Below are 18,587 nucleotides of genomic sequence, written 5' to 3'. Positions count from 1 at the left end.
GCCATCTCGAAATGACAAACTCACCTTGCGATAAATTCACGTCACCTCCGGCGGACATCCGCCGCCCCTAACAGGTCGAGGATCCGGCCGGTGGCGCCGTCGTGCCCTTGCAGCACGGCGGACGCACGGGCGCAACATTCCGAGCGCGCTTCCGGGGTGGCAACCAGTTGTCTGACCGACTCCTGCAAGCTCTCCATGCCGCTGAACCGGATGGCTCCCCCCTGCTCCACCAGAGCAGCGGCCAAGGGTTCGAAGTTTTCCATGTGCTTCCCGAACAAGACCGGCTTCTCCGCGAGGATCGCCTCGGCGGGATTCTGCCCGCCGGTTCCCAGGATACTCTTGCCGATGACCACGAGATCTGCGTGCGCGGTCCAGTCGCGCAGCTCGCCGGTGCTGTCGATCAGGAAACACGCCACGGCAGGGTTATCCGGAGGATGGAAATCCGACCGCTGCACGACTTCGAAGCCCGCCTTTTCCAGGTCCGCCCGAACCTCCTCGCGACGCTCGGCATGCCGGGGGACCACCGCGAACAGAGCCCCGCACTCCCGCACGGCCTTGCCGATCCATGCCTCCTCCCCTGCGTGGGTGCTGGCCGCCAGCACCACCGGTCTGCCCGCCCCGAAGCCGGCCAGCATGCGGGCAAACTCAGGCCGCTGTGCCGGCTTTGCCGCCGCCCCCGGGTCGAACTTCGAGCTTCCGGTCACCTTGATCCGCTCGGGGGCAACCCCGATCGCCGCCCATCGTTCGATGTCTCCCGGCTCCTGGGCGGCAACGGCATCCAACATGCCGAAAACGGGTTTTACCCACGACGCCAGTTTCCGGTAGCGACGCTCCGATCGTGGCGAGAGCCTTGCATTCACGAGACGCACCGGGATGTGGCGCTTCTTGCAGCCGATCAGCAAATGGGGCCAGGCCTCGCCCTCGACGAGAACGATCTGTGCCGGCTCGAAGCGGTTCAGATAGCGGCGCACACACCACCGGAAGTCGACGGGTGCGTAGGTGACGCGAACGCCCGGCAAATCCGCGTTCACGGCAACGGCGTGCCCGGTTGCCGTGCCCACGGCCACGACGAAGCGCTTGTCCGGTTCGTGAAGCTGCCACGCACGGATCAGCTTCATGGCGATCATGGTTTCGCCCACGCTCACCGAGTGCAGATGAACGGCCCCGCATGGCTCGTCCTCCAGCGCACGGGTGTAGATTGAAAACCGCTCCCTCAAGCCACTGCCGAAGCCCCCTCGACGCCCCATCCTCAAGAGCCATCCCGGCAAGGACAGGATCAGGAAAACCGGAAGAAGCAGGCGATAGAGCCCGAGGACCAGCGGGAATGGCATCGCGGCAAGGCTAGGAAGCACCGGCTGGAGCGTAAAGCAGGATGGCACTGCTGCCATACTCGCGGCGGTCCTCAAGCTGCCAACCTTCAGCTTCAGGACTTCGGGTAGAAGCGGAGCACTCGGCGATCAGATATCCGCCGTCGGCCAAGCGTTCCCGCAAATGCGGCTTGCCCATCAGGTCGCGGAGGTGATCGCGGTCGCCCACATGCTTCGCATAGGGGGGATCCGCGAAAATCAGATCGTAATGCCCGGTGTCGCGGGCGACCCAGGCGTGGACATCGGCCCGCACCACCTTGCCGCCCTCGAGACGAGCCTTGGCGAGGTTCTCGCGGATGACCATTTCCGCCTGGCGATGTTCGTCGACCATCACGCAGGAGGCAGCGCCGCGGCTGAGCGATTCGAGACCGATCGCCCCCGAGCCGGAAAACAGGTCGAGCACACGGGCATCCTCGATCCGCGGACCAAGGATCGAGAAGATCGCCTGCCGCACGAAATCGGTGGTCGGCCGGGTCACGGCCTTGGGAACCTTGATGGCCAGGCGACCGGCCTTTCCTGCTATGATGCGCACGGCGCCTACATGCCAAGCGAAAGCCGGGTTCGCAACCCCGGCGTCAATTCATGGCTCCCGGAAGCAGGAGCTGGCGGGCTTCCCCGGCCGGGATCACCGGGCCATTGCTCCCGAGTTCGATCCCCTGCCCGCCGGAATACGAAATCCACCGTAGGTCAATGTACTGCCTTTCACCGCCGCCCAAGGGAACGAATGCGGGCGTCATTCCCGTTCCCGCGAAGCGGGCCTTCCAACCATCCGCCATGGATGGAGGCATCACCACCCGCAGGACGGCAGCCGCCTCCCCGCCGGCACCCACCTGACCGTTGCCGAGAAGGGAAACCCGGTCGCCGGTCAGGCGTGCTTCCGGGCATTGCAGCAGGCTCGACTTGAGCTGGACCTGGACCCGGGCATTGTCGAAATCAATTTCCCCTCCTGAAATCACCGCCCGGATCCCCCGGGCTGAAAGGTCACCCCCACCCTCCCAGGTCGATGGATAGCGAAGGAGTCCTCGGACCCCGAACCGTGCCTCCACCCGGGTGGCCACGGGCCGGAGTGTCTTGAAAAACGGCTCACCATCGGCAGCCTGACCCGGCAGTGAAACGACCACTCCGAAGGGTGCTCCGCGAACCAGTCCTGCCGCCGCCGAGACCTGCAACCGGAGGCCGGCGAAAGGTAGTTCGGAAACTTCGCAGCGGATTTCGGGCGCTTTCCAGGCAAGTGGCAGCATGAGATCCGATTGGAGCGATCGCCCCAAGGCGTGGACCTCGCCAATGAGGATCGAGGATGCAGCGGGTGTCCCTGTCACCGGGATGTTGCCGCTGACACCCATTGCCCCGAGCACCTTTGCCCCCGCGAGGTGGAGCTCGAAGCGTCCGTCAACGACTTCGAGCCAGGTGTTGGAGGGATCCAAGGTGGTGCGGTCCGGCACCGGCAGCGATTTCTCAACCGGAGCATCGTCCGGCAACGACCGTGAACCCCGGGAACGCTTGGCGGGAGGATCGATGCTTGTAACCGCCACCTCCGGGGGAGACGGAATATCGCCCGCTTCCTTGGAACTCGAGGCAACCAGGGACACAAGCATTTCCAAGGACACCACGAGCTCCGGAGACTCCACGCGGATGCGGCTGACCGCTGGACGGCCCTGGAACGCTTGCGACCAGTCGGGGAAAACCTGGATGCCAGCCACCTTCAGGAGGGGCTGCTTCACCAGTTCCTGCAATGCCGCCGGTTGACGGATCTCCAGATTGCCGATGGCAGCCCCGCCCCACGGGGTCCAGGACGCTCTGCCCACGGTTGCCTCGAGTCCGGTCCGCGCCGAGATCTTCCCCGCTATCCACTTCCGCGGCCACGGCGTGGCGAGGATCAGATTGAGAAGGACCAGCAGCAGCACTGGCGCCGCGAGCAGAACGGCGAGGGCCTTCCGGGCCCGGCGTCGTCTCCGAGGGGAGTTGGTGCTCCCCTCCGCCATCACTTCTTCGGTGCAGCTTGCGGTTTGACGATCCCCGCTTCACCGAGCGGAAAGCGCACCACCATTCCGCGATCAATCAGCCGCGTGCCCTGTTCGGAAATCTCCTGCAGGCGATAGACCAAGAGTCCGTACTTCTTGTCGCCGGTTTTGCCGATGGCGAAATTCTCCTTGGTGGTGCCGAGGCTGGTCTTTTCCTCGAACTTCCACTCCTGTCCCGTCCACGCGCCGAGGGTGCTGTTGGCGTCCGCATCAACGTCCTCGATCCGCTTGAGCTCCCCGTTGGGCGAACGGAAGTCGCCGCTCTTGGGGTCGAAACGCAAGGTCGAGATCGCCTGAGCCGAACCGCCCACGGCAATGGTCCAGGAGCCGTCCTTGCTCCCGGACAGGCGGATTGGGACCGCTTCGATGGCCTTGAATTCCCGCTCGCCCCACTTTTCCAGATACTTGTCGTATTCCTCGCGGGTCAGGCCGAGACGTTCGTCGAAAGGCAAGGGAACGCCGGGTTTGCCCTTCTTCGCGTGCTCGCGAAACCACTCGGGGTCCTTGCGGGCGGATTCCTCGACCTTCGCCACGTACTTGTCCAGTTCCTGCGGCGGCACGACCACCACCACCGCTCCCTTGATCACAGCGTCCGGCTTGATGTAGTCCGCGAGCAATTTCGGGGCGTCGGCCGCAAAGGCGCTGGCGGAGACAAGGGCGAACAAAGGGGTCAGTAGAGATTTCATGAAGGGCGCGTCTGGAACGCCGGTAGCTTTTCTTTCCATGGCGGAAACTCAAGCGGCAATCCCGGCTCCTTTTACGGTTCACCGCCCGGGAAAATCTCGTGGATCTCCGTTTCCAGACGATCATCAATCCAACGATCGATCGCGGTTCTCATCGGACCCAGCACCTCGGGCCGCTCTCCCGCGAGGTCATGCCGGCAGTCCGGATCCGCCGGCAGATGGAACAAGCCGTAGTGCCGGCCGCCTTCCTTCGACGGTGTCGCGACGATCTTCCAATCGCGGGTGCGCATGCAGCGTTGCTTGGCGGCGACCACCGGCTGATCCCACTTCTCCAGCATCACGAACTGATGATTGTAAGCCGGATCGATGGTCGTGAGTTCATCCATCGGCGGCAGATAGGGGCGTTCCACCCCGTCCACCCGGAACTGGATGAAGGGGAAGCTGGTCTCGCCATAAAAAGCCCGGTCCCGGGGGGGCTCCTCGCCGCGAATCCAGCCGGCGGTGCTCCGGCCCTCCCAGCGTTCAGGCCGGTCGAGCCCGGCGAGATCGAGCAAGGTCGGCGCCAGGTCGATGCTGCGGACCTGCTCCGGGAGGGTTTGTCCCTTCACACCCGGCCCGGAGATCACCATCGGAATGTGCGAACAATGATCGCCGCCATTGAAGCCGAGTCCATGGGTCAAGGTGACACCCGGTTCGTAGAGGTCGTCACCATGATCGGCGGTCACCACAACAATGGTGTTGTCGGCGAGCCCGTTGACCTTGAGGGCATCCATGATTCTCCCGAAGCATTCATCGAACTGCCGGGTACAGCCGTCATACATGCCCCGGATTTGGCGGATTTCCTCCTCCGGCAATGCCGCCATCTTGTCCTCCAGACCGGTTCCACTGACAAACTCATTGATATCGAAATCCACCTTGTTGCGGTTCCGCCCCTGATAGGCGGGATCGGTGAACATCCGGTTGTAGCGCTCCGCGGAGGCGTAGGGCAGATGGTTGCACGAGTAAAAGACGTGCCAGAAGAACGGCCGCTTGCGCGCCGCCTGCTGCGCCAGCTTGTCCTCCACCCGGCGGGTCACCACCTCCGGGGTCACGAACTGGGCGAAGGACCCGATTTGCGGAAACAGCCGGTAGCCAAGCGGATTGTCGAAATACAGCGGCACCACGAAGTGAGCCATCACCACCGCCTGGCTCATGTAGATGCGGAAATTGTCGAAGGTCGAGACCGAGATGTCCCGGAACCCGAGTGGCATCATGTCGTAGAAACCCGCGCACCAGTCACCGATAGCCGCCGTATCGTAGCCGCGCTCCGTCAAGACCTCCGCCATCGGCAGGATCTTCGATTCGGTCTTCTCCACCTGCTCCCGGCGGGGATACATCTGGCGGATCCCGTGGGTGTGGGGAAAGCTCGCCGACATCACGCTGACCGACGATTCAAGCGTCGATGCGATCGGCGTGTAGCAACGGGTGAACTTCGCCGCGTTCTCCGCCCACTCGTCGATGCGGGGCGAAACACCCGCCGCCGCTTCACCGTCGGATCGTGCCGGACGATAACCGGTGAATCCCAGGCGATCGCCACGCAGCGAGTCCGACCCGATGATGATGATGTTCGGCGGCTGCTTGCCTTTTGCCGCAGGCTGTTCCGCCGCGCCACCCCGCTGGGGCCACAGGCTGACCATCAGAACGCCGGTCAAACCACACCCGATCGCGGCCCAGCGCCAGCGCGCCGCCATCCGGCGCATCCACCAGACCGCTACCAGGGCCACGAAGCTCCACGGTAGAACGGCGAAGAGCAGCATGTCCGTCGCGACCTGCCACGATGCCGGCGGCAAGCGGAGGATCTGGTAATACCACTGGCCGAACTCGGCATCGGCGATGAAATACGGCCGGCTGTGGGCCAGGCGGAGCATGAAGAACGCATGGATTCCCAATGCCGCGAGGAACGCGATGGCAAATACCGCCACTTTCCGGAGCTTCGGGAATCTCGCCCGGAACGTCGCAACCACCGGCAGGACGAGCAGGATGCCGGCAATCCACAACAGGGCGTAAGCCACCAGCATCGAAACGTTCTGCATCAGCAGGAACGACCAGTATTCGTCTCTGGCCAACTGGGAGAACTTGTTGTCCATCTCCCCGGTGTTGTGAGCGAGACGCCACAAGGCCAAGGCAAACTGGAGAACGAGGAATAGACCTGTGCCTGCGGCAGTCCCCCGCAGCAAGCGTCCCATGCCCGCGGGCTCTCTGGTTGATCCGGTCACGCGGGCGGACGCTCGCAGGGCTCCCCCTCCGGATCAAGGCGAGTTCTTTGCCGGATCATCGACATGTTGCCAGCGGAGCGTCACGACCTCCTCGATGAGCACGGCCTTCTCCGCCTCCCCGCCTTCCGGGGCACGCAGCCGCAGGATGGCCGGGGCCAGGGTCAACCGGTTGGCCAGGCAATAGGCCGTGAGCTTCTTCTCCACCTCACTCCCCGCCTCGGCATAGCCATAGAGGGCGCTCTTCGAGTCTTTGGCGTTGAGCCGGAAACATCGCCACCGTCCGGAATCGGAGAACTCGTGGATGAAGTGACTGTCCATCACCACCCAGACACGGAAATCCATCGGGCCCACGTCCTTTTTCACCTCGGCATAGCGGTCCCAATCCATCGGCTGGTAGCAGACAAACGACTCCCAATCGACCTTCACCTCGGTGTCACCCACCTGCTCCAGCAGCAAGTCGACGTGATCGCCCCCGGCAACCTCCGCACGAACCGCCCAGAAAGGATGGTTGTCGAGCGTCGCGGGCTGGAATGCCGCCATCCTCACGAAGCTCTGACTCTTCTTCGGGCGCTCCTTGGCATGCGCCTCGATCAGAGGTTTCACCCGGTCCGGTTGCCTCACCAAAGGCAGCAACTCGCCGACGTTGTCGGCAGCGAGGAAGGAGTCCACCACCTGCTCGACCCGATTCACCAGGGCAAGCGCGGTGCGCTCCTCCATCACCTCGTCATCCACCTTCTCCTGGATCGTGGCGCGGTCGAGATCAAGTTGCTGCTCGCCGCGGCGCATGGTGGCGACCGCCCAGATTCCCCCGCCGACGACCGCCAGGCCGAGGAGCCACAGCCACCCATGGGGCACTCTCACCGGCTTGCCTTGGTTTTCTCCCCACACCTCCTCGAGGCCCTTCTCGGGTTCCTCCTGGGTCATGATGACTTCCACCCCCGGCTCGAGGCTCCGCACGGGGCCGGCCTCGCGAACCGCGACAACCAGGCGCTCGGGAGCTTCCAGCGGCACGGGCTTTTCTTCCGGTTCCGCCGGGATTCCCCCTTCAAGGCGGACCACATCCGCCTCATCACCGTCCTGATCTTCGAGGATGCGTAGCTTTGGATCGTGTTTCTCCATGAAAAATGCCGCGGCTCCGGACGAAAGCTGCAAATGCCGTTCGACGCAATGCCGCGATTCGCCTTAACAAGCGGCAAGCCGTTCGCCCATGCCAGCCCGGATCCTCATTTGCACCGCCGCATTCGGCGAAGGTCACAACAGCGCCGCCCGCAACCTCGCCCTCGCGCTGGAGGAGGCCGGCGCGGAGGCCCAGGTCTGCGACCCCTGCATGCTGGGTGCCCCGGTCAGCACACGCTGGATCTGCCAAGGCTACCGGGTCGTCACCACCCGGGCGCCGCGCCTCTGGCACTTCATCTATCTGCGCACCGGCGATGTCGATTTTTCGCGCCAGCGCATGCCCCTGATGCGGAAGCCGGAGCGCAAGCTCGGCGAACTCGTCGCGGACTGGCGACCTGACGCCGTCGTTGCCACCTACCCGCTCTATCCCTACTTCCTCGAACGGCTGCTGGATGGTCACCCGTCCCCGCCCCCGGTCTTCACGGTGGTCACCGACTCGATCGAGATCAACGCCGCCTGGCTGAAGGCCCCGACTTCCGAATGGATCGTTTCCGACCCCTTCACCCGGGACGCCATGTTGCGCGGTGGCTTGGCAGCCGAGCGGGTCGTCGACTCCGGATTCCCGGTCAATCCGGCGTTCTCCCGCCTCACCCCGATCGCCGCCGATGACCGCTGCGACCCGTTCCGGGTGCTCTACTTCACCACCGGCCGGCGGCTGCACGTCCGCCGCATCGCCAAGGCGGTGCTCCAGACGTCGCCGCGCACCCGGATGACCATCGTGCTGGGCCGCAATGTCCGTCACCTCTGGCACAAGGCCAAGGAGATCCGCGATGCCTTTCCGGGCCGGGTGAAACTCAAGGGTTGGACCCGCAAGGTCCCCCAACTCCTCAACAGCCATCATCTCGTCGTCGGCAAGGCCGGTGGCGCCACCGTCCACGAAGCCATCGCCGCCCGTTGCCCGATGCTCGTTCACCACCTGGTCCCGGGGCAAGAGGAGGGCAACCTGCGCCTGCTCGAGGCCATCGGCGGTGGCAAACTCGCCGAGAGCCCGGAGGCGATCCGCAGCGCGGTCGCGGACCTTCTGGCCGACGATGCCGCCCTTTGGCGCGCCATGAAGCACAAGCTCTCCGTCCACGGTCGCAATGCCGGGGCAATCGCCGCCGCCAGGCACATCTTGGAACGGATCGGAACCCACGGCCCTGAAAAGTCGCCGCGAGGCCAGCCCTGACGAGCGCACCCTGGGACGTTTGGCGCTTGGCACCTCAACGCCGGGACCTTCAGCCTGCTGCCGCGACATGACCTTCCTTTTCGACATCGGCAAAGTCCTCCTCGACTTCCACTTCGAGCCATCGCTCGCCACCCTCCTTCCTCCCGGCACCCCGGACGCCGAGCAGCGGCTGACGGTCCTCCTGGAGAAGAAAGACGACTTCGAAGCCGGTCGCATTGAAACCGCCGACTACATCCCCTGGGCGCTGGAGCGGCTCGGCAGCGAGGTCAGCGAAGAAGCGTTCCGCCACGCCTGGCAGAACATCTTCACGCCGAACCTCGCGATGTGGCGTGTGGTCGAGAGTTTGTCCGCCGCGGGCCATCGCCTCATTCTCTTTTCCAATACCAACGGCATCCATTGCCCTTGGATCTTCGAAAACTACGACGTGTTCCGCCACTTCCCCGAGGCGGTGCTCTCCTTCGAAACCGGAGCAATCAAGCCGGAACCGGAGATCTACCGGCATGCCATCGACCGGCACGACCTCGTGCCTTCCGAAACGCTCTACATCGACGACCTGCCCGCCAACATCGACGCCGGCCGGCAGCATGGCTTCCGCTGCTGGCAATACGACCTCGACGATCACCCCGCCTTCGAGCGCTGGCTTTCCGCCGAATTGATGGAGCGGTGACCGCCCGCCGCCCGCCTATTCTCCCTGGATCAGCGCCGCGGCTGTCAGTTCGACGAAGGACCCCATCGGGCCCGCATAGCCGATCTTGCGCTCGCCATCGAGCACGTAGGCCAGCGGCCACGCCCCGACCCGGTATTGCTCCGCAAGCTTGCCCTCGGGATCGGAAAAATTGGGCCAGGCGATCTCCCCGGACGCCTGCATCGACCGCAAGGTCGCCTGCGGGTCGCGGTTGACCCCCACGATCTCAAAAGGCTTGCCGGCAAACCGCTCGCGCATGCGCCGGGTCATCTCAATGAGCTGGTCGGTGTTCCCTTCATCGGAGCGCCAGAACAGGAGAACCACCACCTTGCCCTGATAGTCGGAGAGTTTCATCGCCTGACCTCCCGACCCCTGGCCTTCAAGCTCCGGCGCTTGCCGGCCCTTGCTGAGGTGGCGGATGATGTAGAGCTCGTTTTCGGCAAGCTTGGCCACCTCCACGCCGTTGATCTCGACCTCGCTGCTCTCAATGATCGCCTTCCTCAGCATCGTCAGCCGCCGGCGCATCACCTCCGGCTCGTCGCTCAGGTCCTTCAGCAGCATCGCAATGCCGAGCGCCGCCACACCTTGTACCTTCTTGTCGGGGTTCTCCTGTTCGATGCGTTCCAGCAGCGGCAGGGAGTTCGCATCCGCCGCGGCGACCTGGGCCATGCACATGTCCGCCAGATTCGGGCTCTTCAAATGATACTTCACCACCGCTTCGCCGATCACCTGAGATGCTTCGCCGAGCACCGGCACCACGTTGCCCCCGGCGTCCCGGGTCATTTGACCCCGCTTGGTCATCAGGATCCACGCCGCGGGATCGAGCGTCCACTCCTCCGCGAGGTTGGGCCGGATCGCCGACCACATCCGCGCCGCCGCTGCGGCTGCATCCGGTCGCTCGGCCGCGATTTTCTTGCGGGTGGCTGCATCCGGGGCCACCTGCAGTTTCAGGACCCAGGCCTTGAAATCCGCTTCGTAAGCCCGGCGGATCCCGTCGGCCTGCTTCGGAGTCCCCGCCACCGCGGAAATCACACCGCCGGCCAGGACCGACACCATCAGGAGAGAAAGACGCATCCCCGGAACCTAGCTGTCCCCCCGGCCCTGACAAGTCCCGGTGAAGGAGTCGCGGCGAGCATGTCGTAAACTGCCGCTCCCCTTCGGACAGATACTAGACCTTCATGACTTCCTTCTCCTTGGAGACGAAGTGCTCGTCGATGACCTTGACGAACTTGTCGGTCAATTGTTGGACCACGGCCTCGTGGTCCTTCTGGCCGTCCTCGGTGAGGAGGTTCTCGTTTTTGAGCTTCTTGGCCATGTCCATGCCGTCCTTGCGGACCGCACGGACGCGCACCTTCGCCTCTTCGGCCAGCTGCTTGACCAGCTTGACCATCTGGATGCGGCGCTCTTCCGAAAGTTCGGGAATCGGAATCCGCAACGAACTGCCGGCAGCGGCGGGATTGAGACCGAGCCGGGATTCACGGATGGCGCGCTCCACGTCCTGGGTCGTCGAGGGATCGAAAACTTTGACCTCGAGCAGGCGCGGTTCCGGCGTGCTGATGACGGCGAGGGACTTGAGCTTGTGAACGCCACCGTAGGAAGCAACGTGGACGTCCATGTTCTCGATCAGACCGGGAGAGGCCTTTCCGGTGCGGACGGTGGCAAATTCGTGGAGGAGATATTCCACGGCCTTTTCCATGGCTTCCTCCGTCTCGAGGATGGCGGTTTCAGGGTCCATAACGTAATTGTCGGGTGGAGAATTTTCAGACGGCCGCGGTTTCCTCGTCGCCGCAAACCACTGTTCCGATCGGCTCGCCACGAAGCGCGCGGGTCACATTGCCTTTGGGGGCGAGATCAAAGACGACGATCGGAATCTCGTTGTCCATGCACAGGCTGAACGCCGTCGCATCCATGACCTTGAGCTGTTGAGTGATGCACTCCTGGAAGCCGATGCGGTCGTAGCGCCGGGCCCCGGGATTCTTTTTCGGGTCGGAGTCGTAGACCCCGTCCACCATGGTCGCCTTGAAGACGACGTCGGCGCCCATCTCGCTGGCCCGCAAGGCCGCGGTGGTGTCGGTGGAGAAGAAAGGACTGCCGGTGCCCGCGGCGAAGATCACCACCCGGTTCTCGTCGAGATGGCGCTCCGCCTTCCGTCGGATGAAAGTCTCGGCAACATTCTTCATCTCGATCGCCGACTGGACCACGCAGGTCACGCCGTGATGCTCCAGGGAGCCCTGCAGGGCAAGCGAGTTCATCACCGTGGCGAGCATCCCCATGTAATCCGCGGTGGCGCGGTCCATGCCACGGGCGCTCGCGGCGGCACCGCGCCAGAAATTCCCGCCGCCGACCACGATGCCGAGCTGGAGGTCTCCGGGAGCGAGTGCATCCCGTACTTCGCAGGCGATCCGCTCAACGATTTCCGGGGAAATGTTGTCCGTGCTGCCGGGCTCACGGAGCGCCTCGCCGCTAAGTTTGAGGATGGCTCTCTTGAAAACTCTGGGGGCAGATCCGGGGAAACTCATGCAGTGGGTGGCGTTGCGCGATCCAAGCAAGCGGCCGCGGGGTTTGGAAAGGCAAAAGGCGCGTTCACTCGCCCCCGAGGGTGTAGGAGCCTTCAAGGTCCTTCAACGAAGCGGTACCGTCGTCCACACCCTCGATGGAAATATTCACGATCAGCGGATCCGTCTGGGGTTGCTGGTAACCCTCGAGGGTCTTCCGGACGGCGATCAACGCCAGTTTGATGGCCTGGCGGCCGGTCAAATCGACGCCTTCCGGAATGGTCAGAGCCGAAACGTCGAGTGAGACCCGGAGACCGTCTTCCTTCATTTCACCGGTGATCCCGATGTTGCAAAGCACGAGGAGATTCACCTCCTCCACCTTGTAGTTCGGATTGTTCGACGGGAACTTGTGAGGCGACCGGATGGCGTCGATCATCACCTCGGGGAACGCCCCGGTAAGCGCCATCGGGCGGCTTGCAACCGTGGCCTGCAGCGCCTCGCCGATGTCGGTGATCGCCTCATCAACATCAGTGCCATGCATGCTCAGCGGTTCGAAAACGGGCACGACCGAGATGGTGGTGGCCCCCGCCTGGAGGACAAAAGAGAGCAGCGCAATGAGGACTTTCACGCCTCGAACCTGCGGCCTCTAACCGAAAAAATCGAGGCAAATAGCGCTCTCAAAGGATCCGTGTCTCCCCGCGGAGCCCCTTCACCCAATCCGCCGCCGCCATCCGGCGCGAACCGTCCGCTTGGACATCGCCGAGCACCAGATATCCGTCACCACAGGAAATCCGGGGTAGCCCTTCCTCCGAGAAGCTCAGCGTGCCGGGTGGACTTGTCTCCCCGTCGACGGCATCCGCAGGGAAAATCTTCAGCCGCTTCGGTCCGTGACCGTCGTCGATGGTCGTCCAGGTGCCCGGCCACGGCTCGTAGGCACGGATACGCCGGGCGATCCTCCCCGCCGTCCACGTCCAGTCGATCCGCCCGTCTTCACGTCCGAGCTTGGGTGCGTAGGTCACGGCGGAGGCATCCTGAGGGAGACGTCCCGCTGAACCGGCGAGCAGCCCGGGAAGCGCGGCGAAAAGCGCGGTTGCGGCCACCCCGGCGAGGCGGTCGTGCACTGTCGAGCCGGTGTCTTCTGGAGAAATGACCGTCGTCTCGGCATGAATGATGTCCCCGGCGTCGAGCTTCTGGACGACATGCATCACGGTGACCCCGGTCTCGGCATCCCCTTCGTCGATCGCCGCTTGAATGCAGGACGCCCCGCGGTGACGCGGCAAGATCGATGCATGGAGGTTGATGCAGGCAATCCCCGGGATGGCAATCAGGCCCTTCGACAGGATCTGTCCATAGGCCATGACCACGATCAAATCCGGCCCGAGTGAGCGGAGTTCATCGAGAAACCCCTCGTCGCGGGCGCTCTCCGGCTGCAAGACGGGAATCCCCGCGGAAAGGGCGACCCGCTTGATCGGAGGCGGTGTGAGGGCGCGGTGACGTCCGGCCGGCTTGTCCGGCTGGGTCACCAGCGCGAGCGGCCGCGGCCCTTCGTCGATCAGGCGTTGGAAGGCAGGGATGGCAATCTCACCGCTGCCGAAAAAAACCACGCGGGCGTCGGGCAAACTCATGAGACGATCTTCGCTGTCTCCTTGTAGACGGGCAGGGACACGATCTTGCCGATGATGTCATGGAGCACCTGGACGGGTGGCCGGGTGGCATCGATGTTGGTAACCAAGGCATCGGAGTAAAACTCCAGGATCGGCTTCGTCTCCTCGACATAGGTGCTGATCCGCTGCTGGATCACCCGCTCGGACGCGTCGTCGATCCGGTTGTCCTTGAGAGCCCGCTTGCGCATCCGCCGGGCGAGTTCCTCGCGGTCCGGACAGGACAGATGGAACACCTGGTGGATTTCCAGGAAACTGGAAATCATCTCGGCCTGCGGGACATTGCGCGGAATGCCATCAAGCACGAGGAAGTCGATGTCCGGCTTGTAGACGTGGGAATCGCTCCAGTTGTCGACCTGGGCCTTCCACAGCTCGATGGTCAACTCGTCGGGCACCAGCTCGCCGCGGCTCGAATAGTCGACGAAGCGCTGTCCAAGCGCGGTTCGGGTATCGAGCGAACGGAAGATATCCCCGCAGGCACAGTGGAAAAACCGCGGGATCGATCCGAGGATCTTGCCCTGTGTCCCCTTCCCTGAGCCCGGGGCTCCGAGGAAAAGGAATGCTGGTCGCTTGGTGTCGAGAGCCTTCGTCATTGGGAGAGGAGCAACCTAGGGGCAGGGCCCGTCCCCAAGCAAGCGTGATCAGGATCGCGTCATCGCGAGGAACACCGGCAGCGGCACCAGCATGGCGGCATCCGCGATCACCCGGAGGGCGTCGATCGAAAACCGGCTCCGCTCGCGGTTGGCGATGTAGAGCAGGGCTGCCGAAATCAATACCGCATAGTAGAATGGACGGCTGCGGCTTTCCTCATCCAGGGCCGCGAGAAGGATGCAGACGGAGCCGAGCAAAACCAACGGCAGGGTGAGGGCCAGCTCGTGAGCAGCCTTGAAATCCGGGTCCGACGAGCTTCGCGAGTGCTCCCAGAAATGGATCGCGGAAATATTCAGCATGCACAGTACCGCGAAGGAGAGCATTTCGGGGGCGATCAGCAAATTGAACGGCGGATGAACCAGGTCGATGATTCCCGCCTTCCCGGACCACATGTGGGCCCCCATGGCGGTGCCGTAGGCGAAGGCAAGGCCGGCGAATACATTTCGCAAATGCGGGATCTCCTGCTCCTGCTTAGAGAACACCGTGAGGGAAAAAAAGCCGACGACCAGGAAGATGACGGGCTTGCCGTAGTCGATCAACGGGCCGAAGGAAATGTGGAAGCCGGCGACGATGATCGAGCCGCAAACCACCAGCACCGCCAGGATCGACATCGCCCGCAGGTGCTTGCGATGAAACTCGTGCCGGGGTCCCAGCCGCGAGTCGGAGGGGCTCAGCATCTTCACGTCGAGGATCCGGTCGATGATGTAGATCCCCCAAACGGCAAGCCCCAGTGCGGCGTAGTAACCCCAGGGCAACACCTGGAGCCAGATTTTCTGGAACATGAACAGCCACACCATCGCGACGATCGGAGCGTCGAGGCTGAGAAGGTTCGGCCAGAGCCAAAGTGGTGTGCGGCGTTCCGGCATGCGCGGCGCGGGAACTTTCCCGACAAGATCCCGGTTGGCAAGCCCCCAGACCATGGGAAGCGGGCGACTTTTCGGATGGATTCCCCTCTCTGGCCGTGTTGCGTTCCCTTCGTGCTCGTCCGGGACTGCAGATTTGCCGCCATTGATTTCGAATCCGCCGGCGCCGCCCGCGGCCGGACCGACGTCCCGGTTCAGGTGGGGGTCGCCGCCTGGTCGACAGCAGAGGGCCACGGCGAGCAGTTCGTCTCCTATCTCGCGGCCAATGCCAAGATCACCTGGTCCGCCCGCAAGGTGCACGGGATCCGCGACGAGGACCTTGCCGGTGCTCCCACGCTCCTGTCCCTATGGCCGGAGATCCGCAACCGGTTGGGGGGCTCGGTCGTGGTCGCCCATGGCAAAGGCACGGAGAAGCGGTTTCTCCGGACCTTTCCCGGCCATGGCTTCGGGCCTTGGGTCGACACACTTCTGCTCGCACGGGCGGCATGGCCGGATCTCGCCGATCACTCCCTCTCCTCGCTATGCACGGTGCGCGGCCTGGCCGATCGAATCCAAGCCGCGCTGCCCGACCGGCGCTGGCATGATGCCCTCTTCGATGCACTCGCTTCGCTGGTTCTGTTGGAAGACCTCGTGAAGGAGTTCGACCTCTCCGCTCGGCCCCTGGATTGGCTGGTCCAGCCCGACATCTCGGCCTGGCGCGGTCAACGCCGTGCCGGCTGACGTTCGGGCTTGGCCGCCCGCCATCCCGCCGTGCATGCTCCGCGCCATGCCGACGGTGCGAGTTGATCTGGGGGAGCGATCCTATGACGTGGTGGTGGAAAAAGGACTCCTCGCCGATGCCGGACGGGCGATCTTGTCCGCCGGGCTTTCAGGCAAGGCAGCCATCATCACCGATTCCAACGTCGCGGAGTTCCATGGTCCCACCCTGCTCAATGCCCTCACGGAAGCGGGCTTCTCGGCAAGCATGCATTGCATCCCGGCGGGAGAGTCGTCGAAGTCGATGTCCCTCGCCGAGGACCTCTGCGCAGAGTTGGCGGACAGCGGTCACGACCGCCGCTCGTTCATCGTTGCCCTCGGCGGCGGAGTGGTGGGCGACCTTGCCGGGTTTGTCGCTTCAATCTTTTACCGTGGCGTTCCCTTCGTGCAGATCCCGACCACGATTGTCGCACAGGTCGATTCCTCGGTCGGGGGCAAGACAGGCGTGAATCTGCCCCAAGGGAAAAACCTCCTCGGTGCCTTCCATCAACCCGCTCTCGTCTTGGTGGACCCCGACGTGCTTCAGTCCCTACCTGACCGGGAGTACCGGGAAGGTTACGCCGAGGTCATTAAGCACGCGGCCATCCGTGACGCGGCGATGGTCCAAGAGATTGCCAAGCTCGATCCCGACTCGCGCGAAGTGCCCGCGGAACTGATCGCCCGCAACATCGCCATCAAGGCCAGGATCGTCGAGGCCGACGAACATGAAACCAAGGGTCTGAGGGCTCTCTTGAACCTCGGGCACACGATCGGTCACGGCATCGAGGCTGCTGTCCCCTACGGCAGCATGCTACACGGTGAGGCCATTTCCCTCGGTCTCCGGGCCGCCCTGTTCTTGTCCCTCAAGCACGCCGGCCTGTCCAAAGACGACTCGGATGCTGTCCTGGAATTGCTCCGCCTCTTTCGTCTCCCCCTGCTCCTCGACGACTCGATCACCACCGAGCGTGTTCTTGAGAAACTGGGCCGGGACAAAAAGTTCGAAGCGGGAAATATCCGCTTCGTTCTGATGAACAGGCTGGGCGATGCCTTCGTCTCGAAGGACGTCAGCCGTCAGGACCTGGCCGACGCGATCGAGCATTTGCGGTCTCCAGATGGAGACCGCTGAGTCAGGCGTTGCGCCGGATCACATCCCGGGCAACTGAACCACCCGCGAGTATTGGAAGGACTCTTGGGCGAGGATCTTCTCCCTCACCTCGTCACTCAAGGCGCTGTTGTTGAGGCGGATCACCGCCGAATCCGATAGAACCGTGATTCCGATTTCAACACCGGTCAGACGTCCTGCTTGAATTTCCTCGATCGAGACGGGCGGCTTGAGGCTGCCAACCGAAGCATCGGTTTCGATGCCGGTGCCGAGCAAGCGGAGTTCCTGGCCCGCACCCGTCTCACCAAGCGACACGCGCACCGGAACGGTGGTGGTCGTGCTGCCCGTCGTCTGGGTCACCTCCACCTGATACGTGAGGGTGAACTGGTAGACATTTTCGCAAACGAAGTTCTCAACATCCGTGACCTTCGAACCATAGCTGGAGAAAGCGCTGTCGAGATCCTCTTGTCCGAGGAGATCCTTGAAGGTGTCGTCGGGGTTCACGAGCAAACGGTAGAGAATGAACGTCGACGAGTTCTTCTCCTCGGTGCCTTCCACAGGGTCCTGATACTCGAGCTTGTAGCCCACGCAGGACACATCGCCCCCGTTGTCCTGAGCGGATCCGATTTCACCCAGATATCGGTCGGTGGCGGCGGTGAAGAAGATCACCTCGGCAGCATTGGAGCTCTGGTTCGCGGATGGCCCCGGAAGGTCGGATTCTACCTTGGAGTAGAGCCACTCGAAATTGTTGCCGCGGCGGGATACGAAGGATTCGAAGTCCTTGGCCATCGTGTCGAGCATGGCCTTCGCCTGACGGGAGGCACGGATCTCCGAGCGGCCGCGCTGCCACGTGTCCAAGGCGACGCCGGTGATGGAGACCAGCACGGTGACGATCACCGTGGTGATTGCCATCGCAACCATCAGCTCGATCAGGGTGAAGCCCTTGTTGGACTTCGGGTTGAATCGGGTTTTCATGGGGATTTTTCTGAGGGCTTGATTAGCGTCGGACGGCAAGGTTCCGCGAGAAGACCGGTTTGGTCAGCTTCTCCGGATCGAACTTTCCACCCGGTTTGACGTAGTCGAGCGAGCTGTTGGGGACGATGAAGAACTCGGCCGCAAAGGCAATCACCGCCTCCGGGTAGCCATCCGAACCACTGCCGCCCGAGACGTCACCGTCGTCGGGAGTGGGGTCGGTGATCTCGCCCGCCGAGCCGCGGGTGAGCTGGCCGCCGCTGAATACCAGCTGGGTGAGCTTCACCGTGAAAATCCGGCCGTCCACGGCCTTCAGGTCCTCCAGAAGGAGGTCGTCCCCGCGCTGGCGCACCGCCGGCTGGACAATGAAGTCCTTACCCGCGACCCCGCCACCATCCGTGTAGGGTTCCATGGTGCCGTCCTCCCGCAGTTGCGACGGATCGCCACGATATTGGTAGAGCATGATCGCGTTTCCGGCGTCCTGGGCACCTTCGATCCATTCGTAGGCCTTGTCGAAACCAGTCGTGTAGGTGCTGGACGAGGCACCGGGACGCAACGTGACGAGCTCACGTTCCAAAGCAGCGGAAAGCCGGTCCGCCTCCTGGATGCTGATCGCCTTTCTCAAGCCGGAAGTCGCTGGCCCGAACACCGCGAGGAATGCGCTCAAGAGAAGCGCAAGCACGCCGATGGCAATCACGGTCTCCATCAAGGTGAAGCCGCGGGAACGTCGTGTGGATTGCAATTTCATGTGTC

At 63.5% G+C, this 18,587-nt stretch carries 19 protein-coding genes; 4 read left to right on the top strand and 15 right to left on the bottom strand.

Annotated features, from left to right (window positions below):
* Positions 1-41: 41 nt before the first annotated feature.
* The 6 genes from IG178_RS18140 to IG178_RS18115 all read right to left on the bottom strand — a co-directional run bounded on the left by IG178_RS18140 (position 42) and on the right by IG178_RS18115 (position 7,445).
* Positions 42-1,331, bottom strand: a complete 1,290-nt coding sequence (locus IG178_RS18140; RefSeq protein ID WP_193213991.1) for a 3-deoxy-D-manno-octulosonic acid transferase — start codon at positions 1,329-1,331, stop codon at positions 42-44.
* Positions 1,332-1,341: 10 nt separating this feature from the next.
* Positions 1,342-1,899: a 16S rRNA (guanine(966)-N(2))-methyltransferase RsmD gene (gene rsmD / locus IG178_RS18135; protein ID WP_193213990.1), complete on the bottom strand. Its 558-nt coding sequence runs from the start codon at positions 1,897-1,899 to the stop codon at positions 1,342-1,344.
* 43 nt (positions 1,900-1,942) lie between these two features.
* Positions 1,943-3,271, bottom strand: coding sequence for a hypothetical protein (locus tag IG178_RS18130; RefSeq protein WP_193213989.1), 1,329 nt, complete (start codon positions 3,269-3,271; stop codon positions 1,943-1,945).
* 77 nt (positions 3,272-3,348) lie between these two features.
* Positions 3,349-4,074, bottom strand: a complete 726-nt coding sequence (locus tag IG178_RS18125; RefSeq protein WP_193213988.1) for a hypothetical protein — start codon at positions 4,072-4,074, stop codon at positions 3,349-3,351.
* A 71-nt stretch (positions 4,075-4,145) separates the two neighbouring features.
* Positions 4,146-6,233, bottom strand: coding sequence for a sulfatase-like hydrolase/transferase (locus IG178_RS18120; protein WP_193213987.1), 2,088 nt, complete (start codon positions 6,231-6,233; stop codon positions 4,146-4,148).
* Positions 6,234-6,359: 126 nt separating this feature from the next.
* Complete coding sequence (locus IG178_RS18115; RefSeq protein ID WP_193213986.1) at positions 6,360-7,445, bottom strand: hypothetical protein; 1,086 nt, start codon at positions 7,443-7,445, stop codon at positions 6,360-6,362.
* A gap of 88 nt (positions 7,446-7,533) precedes the next feature.
* On the opposite strand from IG178_RS18115, the gene IG178_RS18110 reads away from it, so the two are divergent.
* Positions 7,534-8,670 (top strand): MGDG synthase family glycosyltransferase, encoded by a 1,137-nt coding sequence (locus IG178_RS18110; RefSeq protein WP_193213985.1) that lies wholly within the window; start codon positions 7,534-7,536, stop codon positions 8,668-8,670.
* Positions 8,671-8,737: 67 nt separating this feature from the next.
* Positions 8,738-9,337 carry an HAD family hydrolase gene (locus IG178_RS18105; RefSeq protein WP_193213984.1) on the top strand — a complete coding sequence of 200 codons (600 nt, stop codon included), beginning with the start codon at positions 8,738-8,740 and terminating at the stop codon, positions 9,335-9,337.
* A gap of 15 nt (positions 9,338-9,352) precedes the next feature.
* Here IG178_RS18105 and IG178_RS18100 read toward each other — a convergent pair whose 3' ends face one another.
* The 7 genes from IG178_RS18100 to IG178_RS18070 all read right to left on the bottom strand — a co-directional run bounded on the left by IG178_RS18100 (position 9,353) and on the right by IG178_RS18070 (position 15,028).
* The gene (locus IG178_RS18100; RefSeq protein WP_193213983.1) at positions 9,353-10,429 is read right to left on the bottom strand and encodes a peroxiredoxin family protein; all 1,077 of its coding nucleotides are present in this window, start codon (positions 10,427-10,429) and stop codon (positions 9,353-9,355) included.
* A gap of 94 nt (positions 10,430-10,523) precedes the next feature.
* Positions 10,524-11,090 (bottom strand): ribosome recycling factor, encoded by a 567-nt coding sequence (gene frr, locus IG178_RS18095; protein WP_193213982.1) that lies wholly within the window; start codon positions 11,088-11,090, stop codon positions 10,524-10,526.
* A 25-nt stretch (positions 11,091-11,115) separates the two neighbouring features.
* Positions 11,116-11,874, bottom strand: a complete 759-nt coding sequence (gene pyrH, locus IG178_RS18090; RefSeq protein WP_193213981.1) for a UMP kinase — start codon at positions 11,872-11,874, stop codon at positions 11,116-11,118.
* A gap of 64 nt (positions 11,875-11,938) precedes the next feature.
* Positions 11,939-12,478, bottom strand: coding sequence for a hypothetical protein (locus tag IG178_RS18085; protein WP_193213980.1), 540 nt, complete (start codon positions 12,476-12,478; stop codon positions 11,939-11,941).
* A 49-nt stretch (positions 12,479-12,527) separates the two neighbouring features.
* Complete coding sequence (gene fmt / locus IG178_RS18080; protein ID WP_193213979.1) at positions 12,528-13,475, bottom strand: methionyl-tRNA formyltransferase; 948 nt, start codon at positions 13,473-13,475, stop codon at positions 12,528-12,530.
* Positions 13,472-14,104 carry an adenylate kinase family protein gene (locus IG178_RS18075; protein WP_193213978.1) on the bottom strand — a complete coding sequence of 211 codons (633 nt, stop codon included), beginning with the start codon at positions 14,102-14,104 and terminating at the stop codon, positions 13,472-13,474. The genes fmt and IG178_RS18075 overlap by 4 nt, the downstream gene beginning before the upstream one ends.
* A gap of 48 nt (positions 14,105-14,152) precedes the next feature.
* Positions 14,153-15,028 (bottom strand): hypothetical protein, encoded by an 876-nt coding sequence (locus IG178_RS18070; RefSeq protein WP_193213977.1) that lies wholly within the window; start codon positions 15,026-15,028, stop codon positions 14,153-14,155.
* A gap of 111 nt (positions 15,029-15,139) precedes the next feature.
* Here IG178_RS18070 and IG178_RS18065 point away from each other — a divergent pair, with 111 nt between their 5' ends.
* Both IG178_RS18065 and aroB read left to right on the top strand, forming a co-directional pair.
* Entirely contained in the window at positions 15,140-15,745 is a 606-nt protein-coding gene (locus tag IG178_RS18065) for a 3'-5' exonuclease (RefSeq protein WP_343226010.1), read from the top strand.
* A 46-nt stretch (positions 15,746-15,791) separates the two neighbouring features.
* Positions 15,792-16,886, top strand: a complete 1,095-nt coding sequence (gene aroB, locus IG178_RS18060; protein WP_193213975.1) for a 3-dehydroquinate synthase — start codon at positions 15,792-15,794, stop codon at positions 16,884-16,886.
* An 18-nt stretch (positions 16,887-16,904) separates the two neighbouring features.
* Here aroB and IG178_RS18055 read toward each other — a convergent pair whose 3' ends face one another.
* Entirely contained in the window at positions 16,905-17,837 is a 933-nt protein-coding gene (locus tag IG178_RS18055) for a PulJ/GspJ family protein (protein WP_193213974.1), read from the bottom strand.
* Positions 17,838-17,859: 22 nt separating this feature from the next.
* Entirely contained in the window at positions 17,860-18,582 is a 723-nt protein-coding gene (locus IG178_RS18050; protein WP_193213973.1) for a prepilin-type N-terminal cleavage/methylation domain-containing protein, read from the bottom strand.
* Between the last annotated feature and the right edge of the window lie 5 nt (positions 18,583-18,587).

Source organism: Neoluteolibacter marinus, from assembly GCF_014904755.1.
GTDB lineage: Bacteria > Verrucomicrobiota > Verrucomicrobiia > Verrucomicrobiales > Akkermansiaceae > Haloferula > Haloferula marina.
Note: the sequence above shows the minus strand (reverse complement) of the source record. Positions and strands in the feature narration are given on the sequence as shown.